We start from the raw sequence: 13,992 nt of genomic DNA, 5'->3' as shown, positions 1-13,992 counted from the left end.
CGTCTCGGTCGAGCTGCGGCCTCATCGGATAGACGAAGCCCACTGCGCGAGCAGTGGGCTTCGGTGTCGGCGCGAGGGTTACTTGGCCTCGGTTTTGCTGCCGTCCTGATGCCATTGGTAGACCACGAAGTTGAAGTCCTTCAGGTCGCCTTTTTCGTCGAAGGAGAGGGAGCCGGCGGGGGTGTCGAAGGTGTTGGCGCGCAGGGCGTCGGCTACCTTGGCGGTATCGGTGCTGCCGGCTTTCTTGATGCTTTCGGCGATCACCTGGACCGCGGAGTAGGCCGGGAACACGAAGGGACCGCTCGGGTCTTCGCTCTTCGCCTTGAACGCCTCGACCAGCGCCTGGTTCTTCGGATCCTGATCGAAGGATTTCGGCAGGGTGACCAGCAGGCCTTCGGCGGCGGGGCCGGCGATGGCGGAGAGCTCTTTGTTACCCACGCCTTCCGGGCCCATGAAGGGAACCTTCAAACCTTTTTCGGAAGCCTGGCGCAGCAGCAGGCCGAGCTCCGGGTGGTAGCCGCCGTAGTAGATGAAATCGACGTTGGCTTGCTTGAGCTTGGCGATCAGCGAGGAATAATCCTTGTCGCCGGCGTTGATGCCCTCGAACAGGCCGACCTTGACACCCTTGCTTTCCAGGGTCTGCTTGACCGCGCTGGCGATGCCTTCGCCGTACTGCTGCTTGTCGTGGATCACCGCGACGTTCTTCGGCTTGACGTGATCGGCGATGTAGTTGCCGGCGGTCGGCCCTTGCAGGCTGTCCAGGCCGATGGTGCGGAAGATCAGCTTGTAGCCGCGGCTGGTGATTTCCGGGCTGGTGGAAGCCGGGGTGATCATCAGGACGCCTTCGTCTTCGTAGATGTCGGAAGCGGGCTGAGTGGAGCTGGAGCAGAGGTGGCCGATCACGAACTTGACGTCATCGTTGACGATCTTGTTGGCCACGGCGACGGCTTGTTTCGGATCACATGCGTCGTCATAGACCACGCCTTCGAGTTGCGCGCCGTTCACCCCGCCGGCCTTGTTGATCTGCTCGATGGCCATCTTGGCGCCGATGAATTGCATATCGCCGTACTGGGCGACCGCACCGGTCACCGGGCCGGCCATGCCGATCTTGATGGTGTCGGCGGCCAACGAATAGCTGGCGACGCCGGCCATCGCCATGGCGGCAAACAGTTTGGAAATCTGCTTAGTTGCCTTATTCATAGTGCTCCACTCATGAGTGCTTCGTTGTTGTAGTTTTTTTAGCTGCCAGAGCGGTAAGAACGGGTGGACTCCCCGGTTTCGCCCGGGCAACTGTACCGGTGCAGTGTAGAGCGGCGCTTCGCGGCTTGAAAAGCCATGGTCGGATGGCATTCCGGCGCTTTGTCGCTTAATTGACAGAAACTTATATAAAAACGGCACCCGCTTTGGCGTCGTGAAATTTTGCTTCCATGCCTGCTCTAAATCGGTTCTTCGGCGAGCAAAGCCGCCGTGCCTTTTCGCCGCGTCTTGCCCGGACCGGCGCCGACGCTATGATGGTCGCCCTTTCACTCGGGGCCTTTCGATGTCGGATCAAGCCGAACTGTTGTACGCTAAATTGCTCGGGGAGACCGCTCCGATCCGCTGGCAGGAGTTGCAGCCTTTCTTCGCCCGGGGCGCCTTGCTGTGGGTGGACAGCCAGCGGGATTTGCTGGCGATCGCCACCGCCGTCGCCGCCGACGACCGGGCGGAGGTGGCGCGGTGGCTGGAGGAGGGGAGCTTGCTCAAGGTCGACGAGCGCCAGGCGCAGGATCTGTTCCAGCGCGATCCGACCCTGTGGGCGGTGGTGGTGGCGCCCTGGGTATTGATCCAGGAACGGTCGGCGGTCGATACGAATGACGCAGCGCAAGTTCCGCCGGCGGCATCGCGCTAGACTGCTCCCAACGTTTTTCAACCGAGGACTGTCAGATGTTCGAACCCGGTCATCTCCATCGCACCAACTTGCCCGGACTGCATGAAAAGTCCGAGTACTCCCTGGACCTGCATTACGAGGTCCGCAACGACGCCCAGGAAGGCACCATGCTGCATTTCCGCATGGTCGGGCAGATAGACGGCAAATCCTTCGTGGAGGAGTTCGAACTGCACCGCGACACCGCCTTCAACTTCGCCAGCGTGGTCACCCGCCTGGCCAGCAAGCACGGCCTGCATCCCGATCTCGGGCCGATCCTGCGGGACCACAAGGATTTCGATTCGATGTTCGAAGACATCCGCGCGAAATTGAACGTGCAGCCTGGCGAACCGGTGAACCTGGACCATCTACAGAAAGATGGGCTTTAGGCTGTCACCGACGGCTGGCCCAGCCCGCGGGCACCCCTTCCCGGTTCTGCCCCCGGCTTGCCCCGGTAGGCCGCGCTTGCCAGGGCGGGCCGACCTGCCGCTAAGATGACCTCCTGTCGATCGCTGGAGCTCGTCGTGCCCCCTTCCTTACCTTCGCTCGCCTTCGCCGGGCTTGGCCTGATGGGCCGGCCCATGGCCGGTCGATTGCTGGCGGCCGGCTTTCCGCTGCACCTGTGGAATCGCTCGGCGGAAAAATGCCTCGAGCTGTCGGCGGCGGGCGCGCAGGTAGCGCCGACGCCCGCCGCGCTGTGCGAACGGGCCGACGTGCTCATGCTGTGCCTGGCGGACACCGAGGCCGTCCGTAGCCTGGTGTTCGGCGAGGCGGGTATCGCCGAGCGTGCCCGCCCCGGACAACTGCTGGTGGACTTCTCCAGCCTGGAGCCGGCGGCGACCCGCGAGATGGCCGCCGAGCTGGAAGCGCGCTGCGGCATGCGCTGGGTCGACGCACCGGTTTCCGGAGGCACCGCGGGCGCTCTGGCCGGTACCCTGGCGATCATGGCCGGTGGCCGCGAAGAGGATATCGAGCGGGTCCGGCCGATCCTCGCGCACCTGGGCCAGCGCCTCACCCACATGGGCGCGGTCGGCAGCGGCCAGGTGGCCAAGGTGTGCAACCAGATGATCGTCGCCTGCAATGCGCTGGTGATCGCCGAGACGCTGGCCCTGGCCGAACGCGCAGGGGTGGACGGCGCACGCCTGGCGACCGCGCTGGCGGGCGGCTTCGCGGATTCCAAACCTTTGCAGATACTCGCGCCGCGCATGGCCGAGAGCCGGTTCGACCCGGTCGGCTGGCACGTGCGCACCTTGCTCAAGGACCTCGATACCGCGGTGCGCCTGGCCCGTGAGCAGGGGAGCGCTACGCCTGTGAGCGGGCTCGCCGCACAATTGATGCGCCTGCACGGCGCCCAGGGCAACCTGCAGAACGACCTCTCGACCCTGATCGAGTTATACCGGGAGACACCGCCATGAAGCTTTCCGCCAACCTGTCGCTGCTGTTCGGCGAGCGCCCTTTGCTGCAGCGCGTCGTGGCGGCCCGCGCCGCGGGCTTCGACGGCGTGGAAATCCAGTTCCCTTACGAGCTTCCGGCGCTTCGCCTGAAAGAAGCCCTGGAGGCGGCGGGCCTGCCCCTGGTGCTGATCAATCTGCCGGCCGGCGACTTCATGACGGGCGGGCCCGGTCTGGCCGCCAACCCGCGGCAGCGCGCCGCATTCGCCGCGGCCCTGGACGAGGCGGCGACCTACGCGGCGATGACCCGGCCGCTCTGCGTCAACCTGTTGGCCGGGCGCCTGGAACCGGGCGGCGATGCTCAGGAAGCGCTGGCCTGCCTGACGGAAAACCTGCGCGAAGCGGCGCGGACCTTTGCGCCCCTGGGCATTCCCGTGCTCTGCGAGGCGATCAATTCGGTGGACATGCCGGGTTTCCTGGTCAACACCGCCGAGCAGCTCGCCACCGTGCTGGACCGGGTGGACCACCCCAATTGCCTGGCGCAGTTGGACCTCTATCACGTGGCCCGGCAAGGTCTCGATCCGCAGGACGCGATCCGCCGCCTGGCTGGCCGGATCGGTCATGTGCAGTTCGCCGATTGTCCCGGGCGCGGCGCGCCGGGTTCCGGCGAGCTGGATTTCCCGGCGCTGTTGCATGCGCTGCGCGACAGCGGCTATGAGGGTTGGCTCGGCGCCGAATACCTGCCCGGCCGGCGCACCGAGGACACCCTGGGCTGGCTGGCCGACTGGCGTCGCTGACTGCGAGGGGCGTCCGCCCGCTCGCCGCGCCATCGCCTGCCATCAAGCTCGCGAATGGTCGCAGACAGCCCCGCGGGCAGTCTCTAGATTGAGCGCAGAAGCCTCGGTCGAGGGTGTGCCGCGGCGAATAACAACAATGAGACCGAGCCCATGTCGCAGCATCCCCCGCAAGCAGCGAATGCCTGGCGCATCCTGTTCCTGCTGTTCCTCGCCAACCTGTTCAACTTCTTCGACCGCACCATCCCGGCGATCATCATCGAACCCATCCGCCTGGAATGGCACCTCAGCGATCTTCAGCTCGGGCTGATCGGCACCGCCTTCACCCTGGTCTACGCCCTGGCCGGCCTGCCGCTGGGGCGCATGGCGGATACCGGGGTGCGCAGCCGCATCATGGGGTGGGGCCTGGCGGCCTGGAGCGCGCTGACAGCGATCAACGGCTTCGCCTGGAATTTCTGGAGCTTCCTGTTGATCCGCATGGGCATCGGCATCGGCGAGGCCAGCTACGCTCCCGCCGCCAACTCGCTGATCGGCGACCTGTTCCCGGCGCACAAGCGCGCCCGGGCGATGGGTATCTTCATGCTCGGCCTGCCCCTCGGGCTGTTGCTGGCGTTCTTCACCACCGGCGCCATGGTGCGGGCGTTCGACAGTTGGCGCGCGCCCTTCTTCATCGCGGCGGTGCCGGGGTTGCTGCTGGCGCTGTTCATGTTCTTCATCCGCGACCCCCAGCGCGGCGCGGCGGAAAGCGTGCGGGTCAAGGTCGGCCGGGTGGACAAGCCCCTGAGCAAGCTCCTGGCGATCCGTACCTTCTGGTGGCTGACCCTGGCCGGCCTGTGCTTCAACTTCGCCACCTACGCGAGCAACTCCTTCATGGTGCCGATGCTGCAGCGGTATTTCCTGCTGCCGCTGGAGCAGGCGGCCATCGCCACCGGGGTGATCTGCGGGGTGACCGGCCTGGTCGGGCTGACCCTGGGCGGCTGGCTGGCGGACAAGCTGCACCAACGCTACGAGCGCGGGCGCCTGCTGCTCGGGGCGGTCAGCATGCTGATCGCCTGCCTCGCCACCGGTTACGCCCTGCTCGCCGGGCGCATCGAAGTGAGCCTGTTCGTCGGCGTGTTCAGCGCCGGCTGGCTGTTCTCCTACAACTTCTATACCTGCGTCTACACCTCGATTCAGGACGTGGTCGAGCCGCGCCTGCGCGCCACCGCCATGGCGCTGTTCTTCGCCGGGCTCTACCTGCTCGGCGGCGGCTTGGGGCCGGTGGTGGTGGGGCTGTTGTCCGATCACTTCTCCCACACGGCGATGCTGGCGGCGGGGGCGCTGGAGATGAATGAGAGCTTCAAGGCGGTGGGCCTGCATAACGCCATGTACCTGATCCCGGTGGCGCTGTTCCTCACCACCCTGGCGCTGTTCCAGGCCGCGCGTCGTTTCAGCCACGATGCGCGTGCGATGCAGGCCGATATGGGCGATGTAGTCCCGGCGTTCTGATCCCGGATAGGGCCGGGCCCATCCGAGGGCGGCTCTGGCATCGTGCGCAGGAGGGTTCTCGGCTGGGCCGACATCCCGGCGGATGCGATGCGCCACGCGGTTTTCGATCGCAAGGTTCGTCGGTATGGGCAGGGTGTCTTTCGGGCGCGTGACGGCGAGGCGGGCGCCTCGTCGTCAGGTTCGTCGAGCTTCCGCGGCCTTGCGCCGCGGAAGGCGATCGAAGGGACTCAGCCGGCGACCAGTACGCGAATGGCTTCCAGGCGCAGGGCGGCCTTGTCGAGGAAGCCCAGGCCGTCCTCGCGCTGTTTGCGCAGGGCCTCCAGTTCGCTGTCGCGTACGCTGGGGTTGACCGCCTGCAGGGCGGTGAGGCGCGCCAGCTCCTCGTCCAGCTCGGCGCCCAGGCGGCGTTGCGCCTCGCCGACCCGTTCGGCATGGCGCGGCGCGATCTTCGCCTCGGCGGCGGTGATCTGCTTGCTCAGGGCGTCGCGCTGGGCCTGGACGAACTTGTTGGCGCTGGCGCGCGGCACGCTCTCCAACTGGTCGTTGAGGGTCTCGAAGCCGACCTTGGCGGCCAGGTCGTTGCCGTTGGCGTCCAGCAAGCAGCGCAGCGCCGCCGGCGGCAGGTAGCGACCCAGTTGCAAGGCGCGCGGCGCGACCACCTCGCTGACGTACAGCAGTTCCAGCAACACGGTGCCCGGCTTGAGCGCCTTGTTCTTGATCAGCGCCACGGCGGTGTTGCCCATGGAGCCGGAAAGCACCAGATCCATGCCGCCCTGGACCATCGGGTGTTCCCAGGTGAGGAACTGCATGTCCTCGCGGGTCAGTGCCTGCTCACGGTCGTAGGTGACCGTCACGCCCTCGTCGTCGCCCAGGGGAAAGCCGGCGTCGAGCATCTTCTCGCCCGGCTTGAGCACCAGGGCGTTTTCCGAATGGTCCTCGCTGTCGATGCCGAAGGCGTCGAACAGCTCCTCCATGTAGATCGGCAGGGCGTACTGGTCGTCCTGCTCGGCGATGTCCTCCACCAGGCGCTCGCCTTCGCCGGCGCCGCCGGAGTTCAGTTCCAGCAGGCGATCGCGGCCGCTGTGCAGTTCGCCCTCGAGGCGCTCGCGCTCGGCCTTGGCCTCGTCGAGCAGCGCCTGCCAGGTGTCGTCGTCGCCTTCTTCCAACAACGGCAGCAGGCGTGGGCCGAACTGCTGCTGCAAGGCGTTGCCGGTGGGGCAGGTGGCGAGGAACGCGTTCAGGGCCTGGTGGTACCACTGGAACAGGCGCGCCTGGGCGCTGTTCTCCAGGTAGGGCACGTGTAACTGGATGGTGTGCTTCTGGCCGATCCGATCCAGGCGGCCGATGCGCTGTTCCAGCAGGTCCGGGTGCGCCGGCAGGTCGAACAGCACCAGGTTGTGGGAGAACTGGAAGTTGCGCCCTTCGCTGCCGATTTCCGAGCAGATCAGCACCTGGGCGCCGAACTCTTCGTCGGCGAAATAGGCGGCGGCGCGGTCGCGTTCGAGGATGCTCATGCCTTCATGGAACACCGTGGCCGGGATGCCGGAGCGCACCCGCAGGGCGTCCTCCAGGTCCATGGCGGTCTCCGCGTGGGCGCAGATCACCAGCACCTTGACCCGCTTCAGGGTCTTCAGCGTATCGATCAGCCAATCGACGCGCGGGTCGAAGCGCCACCAGCGCTCGTCCTCGGGGTTGTCCTGGGCGGCCTGGAAACTCACCTCGGGGTAGAGGTCGGCGTGCTCGCCCAGCGGCAGTTCCATGTAGAGATCGGGGTTGGCCAGGGGATAGGCGTGCAGTTCCCGCTGGGGGAAGCCGCGCACCGCGGCTCGGGTGTTGCGGAACAGCACGCGGCCGGTGCCGTGGCGGTCGAGCAGCTCGCGGATCAAGCGGGCGGCGGCCTCGCTGTCGCCATCGTTGACCGCGGCGAGCAGGGCCTCGCCCTCGGCGCCGAGGAAATCGTGGATGGTGCGGTGCGCCTCGGGCGACAGGCGGCCCTGGTCGAGCAGCTCCTGCACCGCCTCGGCCACCGGGCGGTAATGCTCGCTCTCCGCGCGGAAGGCTTCCAGGTCGTGGAAACGGTCCGGGTCGAGCAGGCGCAGGCGCGCGAAGTGGCTGTCCTGGCCGAGCTGTTCCGGGGTGGCGGTGAGCAGCAACACGCCGGGGATGACTTCGGCGAGCTGTTCCACCAGCGCGTACTCGGCGCTGGCCTTTTCCGGGTGCCAGACCAGGTGGTGGGCCTCGTCGACCACCAGCAGGTCCCAGCCGGCGGCGAACAGCGCGTCTTGGGCCTTGTCCGCGTGTTTCAGCCACTCCAGCGCCACCAGAGCCAACTGGCAATCCTCGAAGGGGTTGCTGGCATCGCTTTCGGCGAAACGCTCGGCATCGAACAGGGCGACCTGCAGGTTGAAGCGCCGGCGCATTTCCACCAGCCATTGGTGCTGCAGGTTTTCCGGGACCAGGATCAGCACGCGGTTGGCGCGCCCGGCGAGCAACTGGCGATGGATCACCAGGCCGGCCTCGATGGTCTTGCCCAGGCCCACCTCGTCCGCCAGCAGCACCCGCGGGGCGATGCGATCGGCCACTTCGCGGGCGATGTGCAATTGGTGGGCGATGGGCTGGACGCGGGTGCCGCCGAGGCCCCAGAGCGGCGATTGCAGCAGGCGGCTCTGGTGTTCGAGAGTGTGGTAGCGCAGGGCGAACCAGTTCAGCGGGTCGATCTGCCCGGCGAACAGGCGGTCGCTGGCGAGGCGGAACTGGATGAAGTTGGACAGCTGGGTTTCCGGCAGGGTGCGGGCTTCGTTCTGCTCGTTGAGGCCGTGGTAGACCAGCAGCCCATCGATGTCCTCGACTTCGCGGACGGTCAGCTTCCAGCCGTCGAAGTGGGTGATCAGGTCGCCGGGGGCGAAACGCACTCGAGTCAGGGGGGCGTTGCGCAACGCGTACTGGCGGGTGTCGCCAGTGGCCGGGTAGAGCACAGTGAGCAAGCGGCCATCCGATGCCAGAATGGTGCCGAGCCCGAGCTCCGCTTCGCTGTCACTGATCCAGCGTTGTCCCGGTTGATACTGCTGCGCCATGCCCCACTCCGTCGTTTCGAAAAAGGCCGCTATGTTAACGGAACGCCGGGCGCAGGGCGACGACGCGTTGGCGCCTTATATCGGTGATAATCCGGCCCGCCCCGGGTATTCTGGCGGGCTGTTGGCCGTTTCGGACGAATGCGCTCAAGTCCGCCGGCCAGCGGCCGACAGCTCGGTCAAGAGGAGAGAACGCCATGCTTCCGCCGATTCCTTCCAATCTGGTTCTGGTCAGCGCCCAGCAGGACGTGGTCAGGCCGCGCCCCGACATCCAGCCGGTGGCGCCGATCGAGCAGAGCGCCGAGGAAAGCGCGATCGCCTTCGACAAGCGCCATCCGCAGGAGGTGGCGGATCGCCTGCGCGAGGAACAGAAGCGCCGTCAGCGGCGCGGCCACACGCCCGAGGAGCAGGCCGAGGAAGTGCTGGTGGAGGGCAGCGAAGAGCTGCCACGCCAGGGGCTCTGGGTCGATATCGAGGTCTAGCCCGCTTCGCACCATCCCTTCTCCGTTCACCCTCCGACTCGCCGGTGCCCCGTGGACCTGTTCGACGATTCCCCCCTGCAACTGCCCGATGCCGAGCTGACCTGGCTGCCCCATTGGCTCGACACCGCGCTGGCCGATGCCTGGCTGGCGCGGTTGCTCGCGGAAACCCCCTGGGAGCAACCGCGGGTGAACCTGCACGGCCGCGAGTACCCGGTGCCGCGGCGGGTGGCCTGGTACGGCGATGCCGACGCCCAGTACGGTTACTCCGGGCTGCGTCACCAACCCCTGCCCTGGACCGCCTTGCTGGCGGAGATCCGCGCACGGGTCGAGGCCGAGGTGGGGCAGGCCTTCAACGGCGTGCTGCTCAATTACTACCGCGACGGCGGCGACTCCATGGGCTGGCACAGCGACGCCGAACCGATACTCGGCCGCAACCCGGTGATCGCCTCGCTGAACCTCGGCGGCACGCGGCGTTTCGACCTGCGTCGCCGGGGACACTCGCGCATCCAGCATTCGCTGGCGCTGAGCCACGGTTCGCTGCTGGTCATGAGCGGGCCGACGCAGCATCATTGGCAACACCAGGTGGCGAAGACCCGAGCGTCTTGCGCGCCGCGCGTGAACCTGACTTTCCGTCTGCTGAAGGTCCCCGGAGCCTGACGATGAGCAACGACAACCTGATCGACTTCAACGCCGAACGCGGCAAGCGCATCCACGACCTCAACGACAAGCGCCTGGACGACATGCGCCAGGCGTTCGAGCAGGCCCTGCCGCTGGGCAAGCGCAAACAGAAAGCGAAGAAGCCCAAGAAACGCTGATCCGCCAGCCCGGCAGACCGATCCATTGATCCAGGTCAGTCTGCCGCCGACCCCGTCCCTCAGCCTCCGCCGCTATTGATCCAGGTCAATTTTCGCCCCTGCTTTCGTGGCTACCTTAGGCCCATCGAAACGTACACGCCCAAGCAGGAGGCTCCCCATGTTTATCGATGAAGTCGTGATCGCCGGTGTCGTCACCGTCGCCCTGATGGTCGCCTTCTGCGCAGGCGTAGGGGTTTTCATCTGGAAGGACTCACACAAGCGCAACCCCAGCTGAGACTTCCGTAACGAGCACGCAAGGCAACTCGGGCGACTTCGGTCGCCCTTTTTTTCGTCCGCGTTTCCGCGGGCCCAGCCGCCGTCGCACACCTCCGCTCCCGCCCTCCCTTCTTTCCGCCAGCCTTCCCCAGGCGCGGCGTAGCCGCGTTCGCCGCGCATCCGGTCGCACCGAAGCCTGCGCCCGCTGTCCATGAAAAACGGCGGTCGAGCGCCGGTCCGACCTTCGGTCATGCCGGCCTCGCCGAGACCCGATGTCGATTCCATCCCGCGGTTTTCCGGGCAGGTCAGCCCCGGGGCGCCGGAGGGATGTACCGATTGACTCCACTTTCGAAACAGGTCGCTGCGGTGCGTGATTCGTTGCAGGCATTCCTGATGCCCACTCCCCAGGCGTTGCAGTTCGCGGTCAAGACGCTGTTGGGCGGGCTGTTGGCGTTGTGGTGCGCCATGCGGTTCGGCCTGGAACAGCCCCAGTGGGCGATGATGACGGCGTTCATCGTCGCCCAGCCGTTGTCCGGGATGGTGATCCAGAAAGGCCTGGCGCGCCTGGTCGGTACCCTGGCCGGCACCTGCATGTCGGTGCTGTTCATGGGGCTGTTCGCCCAGGCACCCTGGCTGTTCCTGCTCGCCCTGGCCCTGTGGCTGGGCCTGTGCACGGCGGCCTCCACGCTGTTGCGCAGCGCCTGGTCCTACGCGTTCGTCCTGGCGGGTTACACCGTGGCGATCATCGGCCTGCCGGCGATTCCCCATCCGCTGACGGTATTCGACCAGGCGGTGGCGCGCTGTACGGAAATCTCCCTGGGCATTCTCTGCGCCACCTTCTTCAGCGCGCTGCTGTGGCCGCAGAGGGTCGAGCGGCAACTGGCGCAGCAGGCGCGCGCCGCCTGGAGCGCCGGGGTGCAGACCGCGCGCGCCGCGCTGGGTGGAGAGATCGCCGGGCGCAAGGGCCTGCTGGAAACCCTCGGGCGGATCGTCGCGGTGGATGCCCAGCGCGAGCACGCCTGGTTCGAGGGCAACCGCGGCCGCCAGCGAGCGGTGGCCCTGCGCGTGCTCAGCCGCGACCTGCTCGGGTTGCTGCGTCTGGCGCGCGGCGTGGCGCGGCAATGGCGCCAACTGAGCGCAGCCGAAGCGGAAGCCTTGACGCCCTGGCGGGAGGACGTGCGCGCCCTGCTCGAAAGCGCCGAGCAGGCGCCGCTGCACGCGGCCTTCGAGCGCCTGCGTGGCGAGGCCCAAGCTCCCGATCACTCGGCGTCCCAGCAATATTGCCTGGAACGCCTGGCACTGGTGCTGCGTCAGGCCGCGGCGGCCAGCGGGGCGCTGCTGGCGGTGGAGCGCGGCGAGGCGCCGATGCAGGCGCCGGCGGCGTTGTCCTGGCACCGGGACATCCAGACCGGGCTTGCCTACGGCCTGCGCAGCGCCCTGGCGTTCCTCGCCCTCGGTGCCTTCTGGCTGGCCACCGCCTGGACCGCGGCCAGCGGCGCCATGCTGCTGGCCGCGGTGGTGTGCAGCCTGTTCGCCAACCGCGAGACCGCGGTGAAGATCGGCCTGGGCTTCCTGCGCGGCATCCTGTACGCCATACCGCTGGCGTTCGTCGTCGGGCAGATTCTCCTGCCTGAGGTGAGCGGCTTCCCGCTGCTGGCGATGTGCCTCGGCGTGCCGCTGTTCTTCGGCGCCCTGGGCATGGCCAAGCCGGCCATCGGCGCGACTTCCACCTCCTTCTGCCTGCACCTGATCGTGCTCTGCGCGCCGCAGAACGCCATGCGTTACGACGTGGCCGCCTTCCTCAACCAGGCGCTGGCGATTCCCATCGGCGTCGGTTTCGCGGTGCTGGTGTTCCGCCTGATCGCCTTGCGTAACCCGGGGTGGCACGGGCGGCGCCTGTTGCAGGCGACCCTGCGCGACCTGGCCCGGCTGACGTCGAGGCCGCTGGCCGGCGCCGAGAACTGGTTCGGCGGGCGCATGGCGGACCGGCTGGTGCAACTGGCGCGACATTACCCGGCGCTGCCCAGCCAGACCCGCAGTCGCTGGGACGACGGCATCGCCGGGCTCGACCTGGGCGACGAACTCCTGCACCTGCGCGCGTGCCTGGCGGTGGCCGACGTGCCGCTGGGCGTCGCCGAGCAGCGCTTTCTCCAGCAACTGCGGCAAACCGTCCTGATCGGCCCCGCGCCGGCCCACCAGGCCGCCCTGGATGCGCCGGTCGACGCGCTGTTGCCGGCGCTGCGCGCGGCCACCCCCAGCGTGGACAAACGCCTGGCCCAGGCCGCGCTGTTGAACCTGCGCAACGCCTGGCGCCACTGGTGCGTCCAGCAAGCTGCGCCCGCGGCTCCCGCGCCGGCGACGCCCGAGGAGGCCGGCCATGGGCTTGCGTGAATGGGCCTTGGGCGGGGTGTTCGTCAGCCCGCTGCTGCTGTACGCGCTGCTGGCGTTGCTGCTGACCGGCCTGCTGCGGGTCGCGCTGCACAAGAGCGGGCTGGGGCGCTGGATCTGGCATGAAGCGCTGTTCGATTTCGCCCTCTACGTCTGTGCGCTGGCGGGAGTCACCGCGGCGTTCGGCACCTGGTAAGGAGAGTTTCAGATGCGCACGACGATACGGGTGGCCATCACCCTGGCCCTGGCCTTGCTGGCACTGCTCGCCGGCTATTGGCTATGGCAGCACTACATGCTGTCGCCCTGGACCCGCGACGCCCGGGTTCGCGCCGACGTGGTGACCATCGCCCCGGACGTGTCGGGCTGGGTGATCGGCCTGAAGGTGCGGGACAACCAGAGGGTCAAGGCCGGCGAACTGCTGATGGACGTCGACCCCGAACGCTACCAGGCCGCCCTGGATCGGGCCAAGGCCGTGGCGGAAACGCGCCAGCAGCAATTGCGCCTGCGCGAGCACGAGGCCTCGCGGCGCGCCAGCCTGGGTCCGCAGGCGATCAGCGCCGAAATGAAGGAAAACGCACAGATCACCGCGGATATCGCCCGCAGCGAGTACCGCGAGGCACTCGCCGAGCTGAAGGTGGCCGAGCTGAACCTGGCCCGCAGCCAGGTCCGTGCGCCGCGCGCCGGCCAGGTCACCAACCTGCGCCTGGCCCAGGGCAACTACGTCAGCGCCGGCCAGTCGGTGATGGCGCTGGTGGACGACTCGTCCTTCTATGTCCTGGCGTACTTCGAAGAAACCAAGCTGCCGCGCATCCGGGTCGGCGCGGCGGTGAAGGTCTGGCTGATGAGCGGCAGCGAAGCCCTCGACGGCCATGTGGAAAGCATCAGCCGCGGCATCACCGACCGCAACGCCAGCCCGGATACGCAACTGCTGGCGAACGTCGAGCCAACCTTCAACTGGGTGCGCCTGGCCCAGCGGATCCCGGTGCGCATCAAGCTCGACCGGCTGCCCGACGACCTTCCGCTGAGCGCGGGCATGACCGCCAGCGTGACGGTTCTGGAGCCTTGAGCCGCTCCGCCGGCAACGCGCCGTGGCCCGGCCGACGGCTCCCGCGGTCGATAAAAGCCGAACGCTCGCCCGGGAAACCGGTCTAGTGACTGAGCCGTCGCCGCTCGGAGCAGGGAAGCCTCCACGGCGCCACGGATTCAGGACCTGTTCGCCGTCGCGCCGCCAGCCGGTATTCATGACTGGGATTGCCAAAAAGCACACGTCTGGCGAGCATGTCGAATCATGCCCAATGGTCTAGCCGTCATGTCCAGCATCCGTTTCCTGGGAGTCGCGCTGGCGTTCGTACTGCTCAGCGCATGCGACCGCGACGCTCCCGCGCCGCCAACACCACCGCCCAGC

The 13,992-nt window shown here is 67.5% G+C and carries 14 protein-coding genes; 12 read left to right on the top strand and 2 right to left on the bottom strand.

What is annotated here, in order from left to right; genetic code table 11:
* Positions 1–78: 78 nt before the first annotated feature.
* Positions 79–1,200 (bottom strand): branched-chain amino acid ABC transporter substrate-binding protein, encoded by a 1,122-nt coding sequence (locus OGL92_RS16490; RefSeq protein WP_263145491.1) that lies wholly within the window; start codon positions 1,198–1,200, stop codon positions 79–81.
* Between the two features lie 340 nt (positions 1,201–1,540).
* Between OGL92_RS16490 and OGL92_RS16485 the strand changes: the two genes are divergently transcribed.
* From OGL92_RS16485 to OGL92_RS16465, 5 genes are all read left to right on the top strand, one after another.
* On the top strand, positions 1,541–1,888 hold the full coding sequence (locus OGL92_RS16485; RefSeq protein WP_263145489.1) for a DUF2288 domain-containing protein: 348 nt from the start codon (positions 1,541–1,543) through the stop codon (positions 1,886–1,888).
* A 35-nt stretch (positions 1,889–1,923) separates the two neighbouring features.
* Positions 1,924–2,292, top strand: coding sequence for a DUF5064 family protein (locus tag OGL92_RS16480; RefSeq protein ID WP_263145486.1), 369 nt, complete (start codon positions 1,924–1,926; stop codon positions 2,290–2,292).
* 135 nt (positions 2,293–2,427) lie between these two features.
* Positions 2,428–3,318 (top strand): NAD(P)-dependent oxidoreductase, encoded by an 891-nt coding sequence (locus OGL92_RS16475; RefSeq protein ID WP_263145485.1) that lies wholly within the window; start codon positions 2,428–2,430, stop codon positions 3,316–3,318.
* Entirely contained in the window at positions 3,315–4,091 is a 777-nt protein-coding gene (locus OGL92_RS16470) for a TIM barrel protein (protein WP_263145482.1), read from the top strand. Before OGL92_RS16475 ends, OGL92_RS16470 begins: the two co-directional genes overlap by 4 nt.
* A 150-nt stretch (positions 4,092–4,241) precedes the next feature.
* Complete coding sequence (locus OGL92_RS16465; protein WP_263145480.1) at positions 4,242–5,576, top strand: MFS transporter; 1,335 nt, start codon at positions 4,242–4,244, stop codon at positions 5,574–5,576.
* Positions 5,577–5,803: 227 nt separating this feature from the next.
* On the opposite strand, the gene rapA is transcribed toward OGL92_RS16465, so the two are convergent.
* Positions 5,804–8,650, bottom strand: coding sequence for an RNA polymerase-associated protein RapA (gene rapA / locus OGL92_RS16460; RefSeq protein ID WP_263145478.1), 2,847 nt, complete (start codon positions 8,648–8,650; stop codon positions 5,804–5,806).
* Positions 8,651–8,844: 194 nt separating this feature from the next.
* Here rapA and OGL92_RS16455 point away from each other — a divergent pair, with 194 nt between their 5' ends.
* The 7 genes from OGL92_RS16455 to OGL92_RS16430 all read left to right on the top strand — a co-directional run bounded on the left by OGL92_RS16455 (position 8,845) and on the right by OGL92_RS16430 (position 13,653).
* Positions 8,845–9,129 (top strand): aspartate-semialdehyde dehydrogenase, encoded by a 285-nt coding sequence (locus tag OGL92_RS16455; RefSeq protein ID WP_263145475.1) that lies wholly within the window; start codon positions 8,845–8,847, stop codon positions 9,127–9,129.
* A 51-nt stretch (positions 9,130–9,180) separates the two neighbouring features.
* Entirely contained in the window at positions 9,181–9,786 is a 606-nt protein-coding gene (locus tag OGL92_RS16450; RefSeq protein WP_263145473.1) for an alpha-ketoglutarate-dependent dioxygenase AlkB, read from the top strand.
* A gap of 2 nt (positions 9,787–9,788) precedes the next feature.
* Positions 9,789–9,944 (top strand): hypothetical protein, encoded by a 156-nt coding sequence (locus tag OGL92_RS16445; RefSeq protein ID WP_263145470.1) that lies wholly within the window; start codon positions 9,789–9,791, stop codon positions 9,942–9,944.
* A 157-nt stretch (positions 9,945–10,101) separates the two neighbouring features.
* Positions 10,102–10,218 (top strand): cytochrome c oxidase subunit CcoM, encoded by a 117-nt coding sequence (gene ccoM / locus OGL92_RS22160; protein ID WP_276584012.1) that lies wholly within the window; start codon positions 10,102–10,104, stop codon positions 10,216–10,218.
* 374 nt (positions 10,219–10,592) lie between these two features.
* Positions 10,593–12,590, top strand: coding sequence for an FUSC family protein (locus OGL92_RS16440; RefSeq protein ID WP_263145469.1), 1,998 nt, complete (start codon positions 10,593–10,595; stop codon positions 12,588–12,590).
* On the top strand, positions 12,577–12,783 hold the full coding sequence (locus OGL92_RS16435) for a DUF1656 domain-containing protein (RefSeq protein WP_263145468.1): 207 nt from the start codon (positions 12,577–12,579) through the stop codon (positions 12,781–12,783). The genes OGL92_RS16440 and OGL92_RS16435 overlap by 14 nt, the downstream gene beginning before the upstream one ends.
* Positions 12,784–12,795: 12 nt before the next feature.
* Positions 12,796–13,653: an HlyD family secretion protein gene (locus tag OGL92_RS16430; RefSeq protein ID WP_263145467.1), complete on the top strand. Its 858-nt coding sequence runs from the start codon at positions 12,796–12,798 to the stop codon at positions 13,651–13,653.
* Positions 13,654–13,992: the final 339 nt, after the last annotated feature.

The sequence above is a fragment of the Pseudomonas sp. RIT-PI-AD genome (assembly GCF_025642785.1).
Classification (GTDB): Bacteria; Pseudomonadota; Gammaproteobacteria; order Pseudomonadales; family Pseudomonadaceae; genus Pseudomonas_T.
Note: the sequence above shows the minus strand (reverse complement) of the source record. Positions and strands in the feature narration are given on the sequence as shown.

Excerpts from the sequence above, each read along its gene's own strand:
- OGL92_RS16490 (WP_263145491.1), bottom strand. The coding sequence starts at position 1,200 with ATGAATAAGGCAACTAAGCAGATTTCCAAACTGTTTGCCGCCATGGCG.
- OGL92_RS16485 (WP_263145489.1), top strand. The coding sequence starts at position 1,541 with ATGTCGGATCAAGCCGAACTGTTGTACGCTAAATTGCTCGGGGAGACC.
- OGL92_RS16480 (WP_263145486.1), top strand. The coding sequence starts at position 1,924 with ATGTTCGAACCCGGTCATCTCCATCGCACCAACTTGCCCGGACTGCAT.
- OGL92_RS16470 (WP_263145482.1), top strand. The coding sequence starts at position 3,315 with ATGAAGCTTTCCGCCAACCTGTCGCTGCTGTTCGGCGAGCGCCCTTTG.
- OGL92_RS16465 (WP_263145480.1), top strand. The coding sequence starts at position 4,242 with ATGTCGCAGCATCCCCCGCAAGCAGCGAATGCCTGGCGCATCCTGTTC.
- rapA (WP_263145478.1), bottom strand. The coding sequence starts at position 8,650 with ATGGCGCAGCAGTATCAACCGGGACAACGCTGGATCAGTGACAGCGAA.
- OGL92_RS16455 (WP_263145475.1), top strand. The coding sequence starts at position 8,845 with ATGCTTCCGCCGATTCCTTCCAATCTGGTTCTGGTCAGCGCCCAGCAG.
- OGL92_RS16445 (WP_263145470.1), top strand. The coding sequence starts at position 9,789 with ATGAGCAACGACAACCTGATCGACTTCAACGCCGAACGCGGCAAGCGC.
- ccoM (WP_276584012.1), top strand. The coding sequence starts at position 10,102 with ATGTTTATCGATGAAGTCGTGATCGCCGGTGTCGTCACCGTCGCCCTG.
- OGL92_RS16440 (WP_263145469.1), top strand. The coding sequence starts at position 10,593 with ATGCCCACTCCCCAGGCGTTGCAGTTCGCGGTCAAGACGCTGTTGGGC.
- OGL92_RS16435 (WP_263145468.1), top strand. The coding sequence starts at position 12,577 with ATGGGCTTGCGTGAATGGGCCTTGGGCGGGGTGTTCGTCAGCCCGCTG.
- OGL92_RS16430 (WP_263145467.1), top strand. The coding sequence starts at position 12,796 with ATGCGCACGACGATACGGGTGGCCATCACCCTGGCCCTGGCCTTGCTG.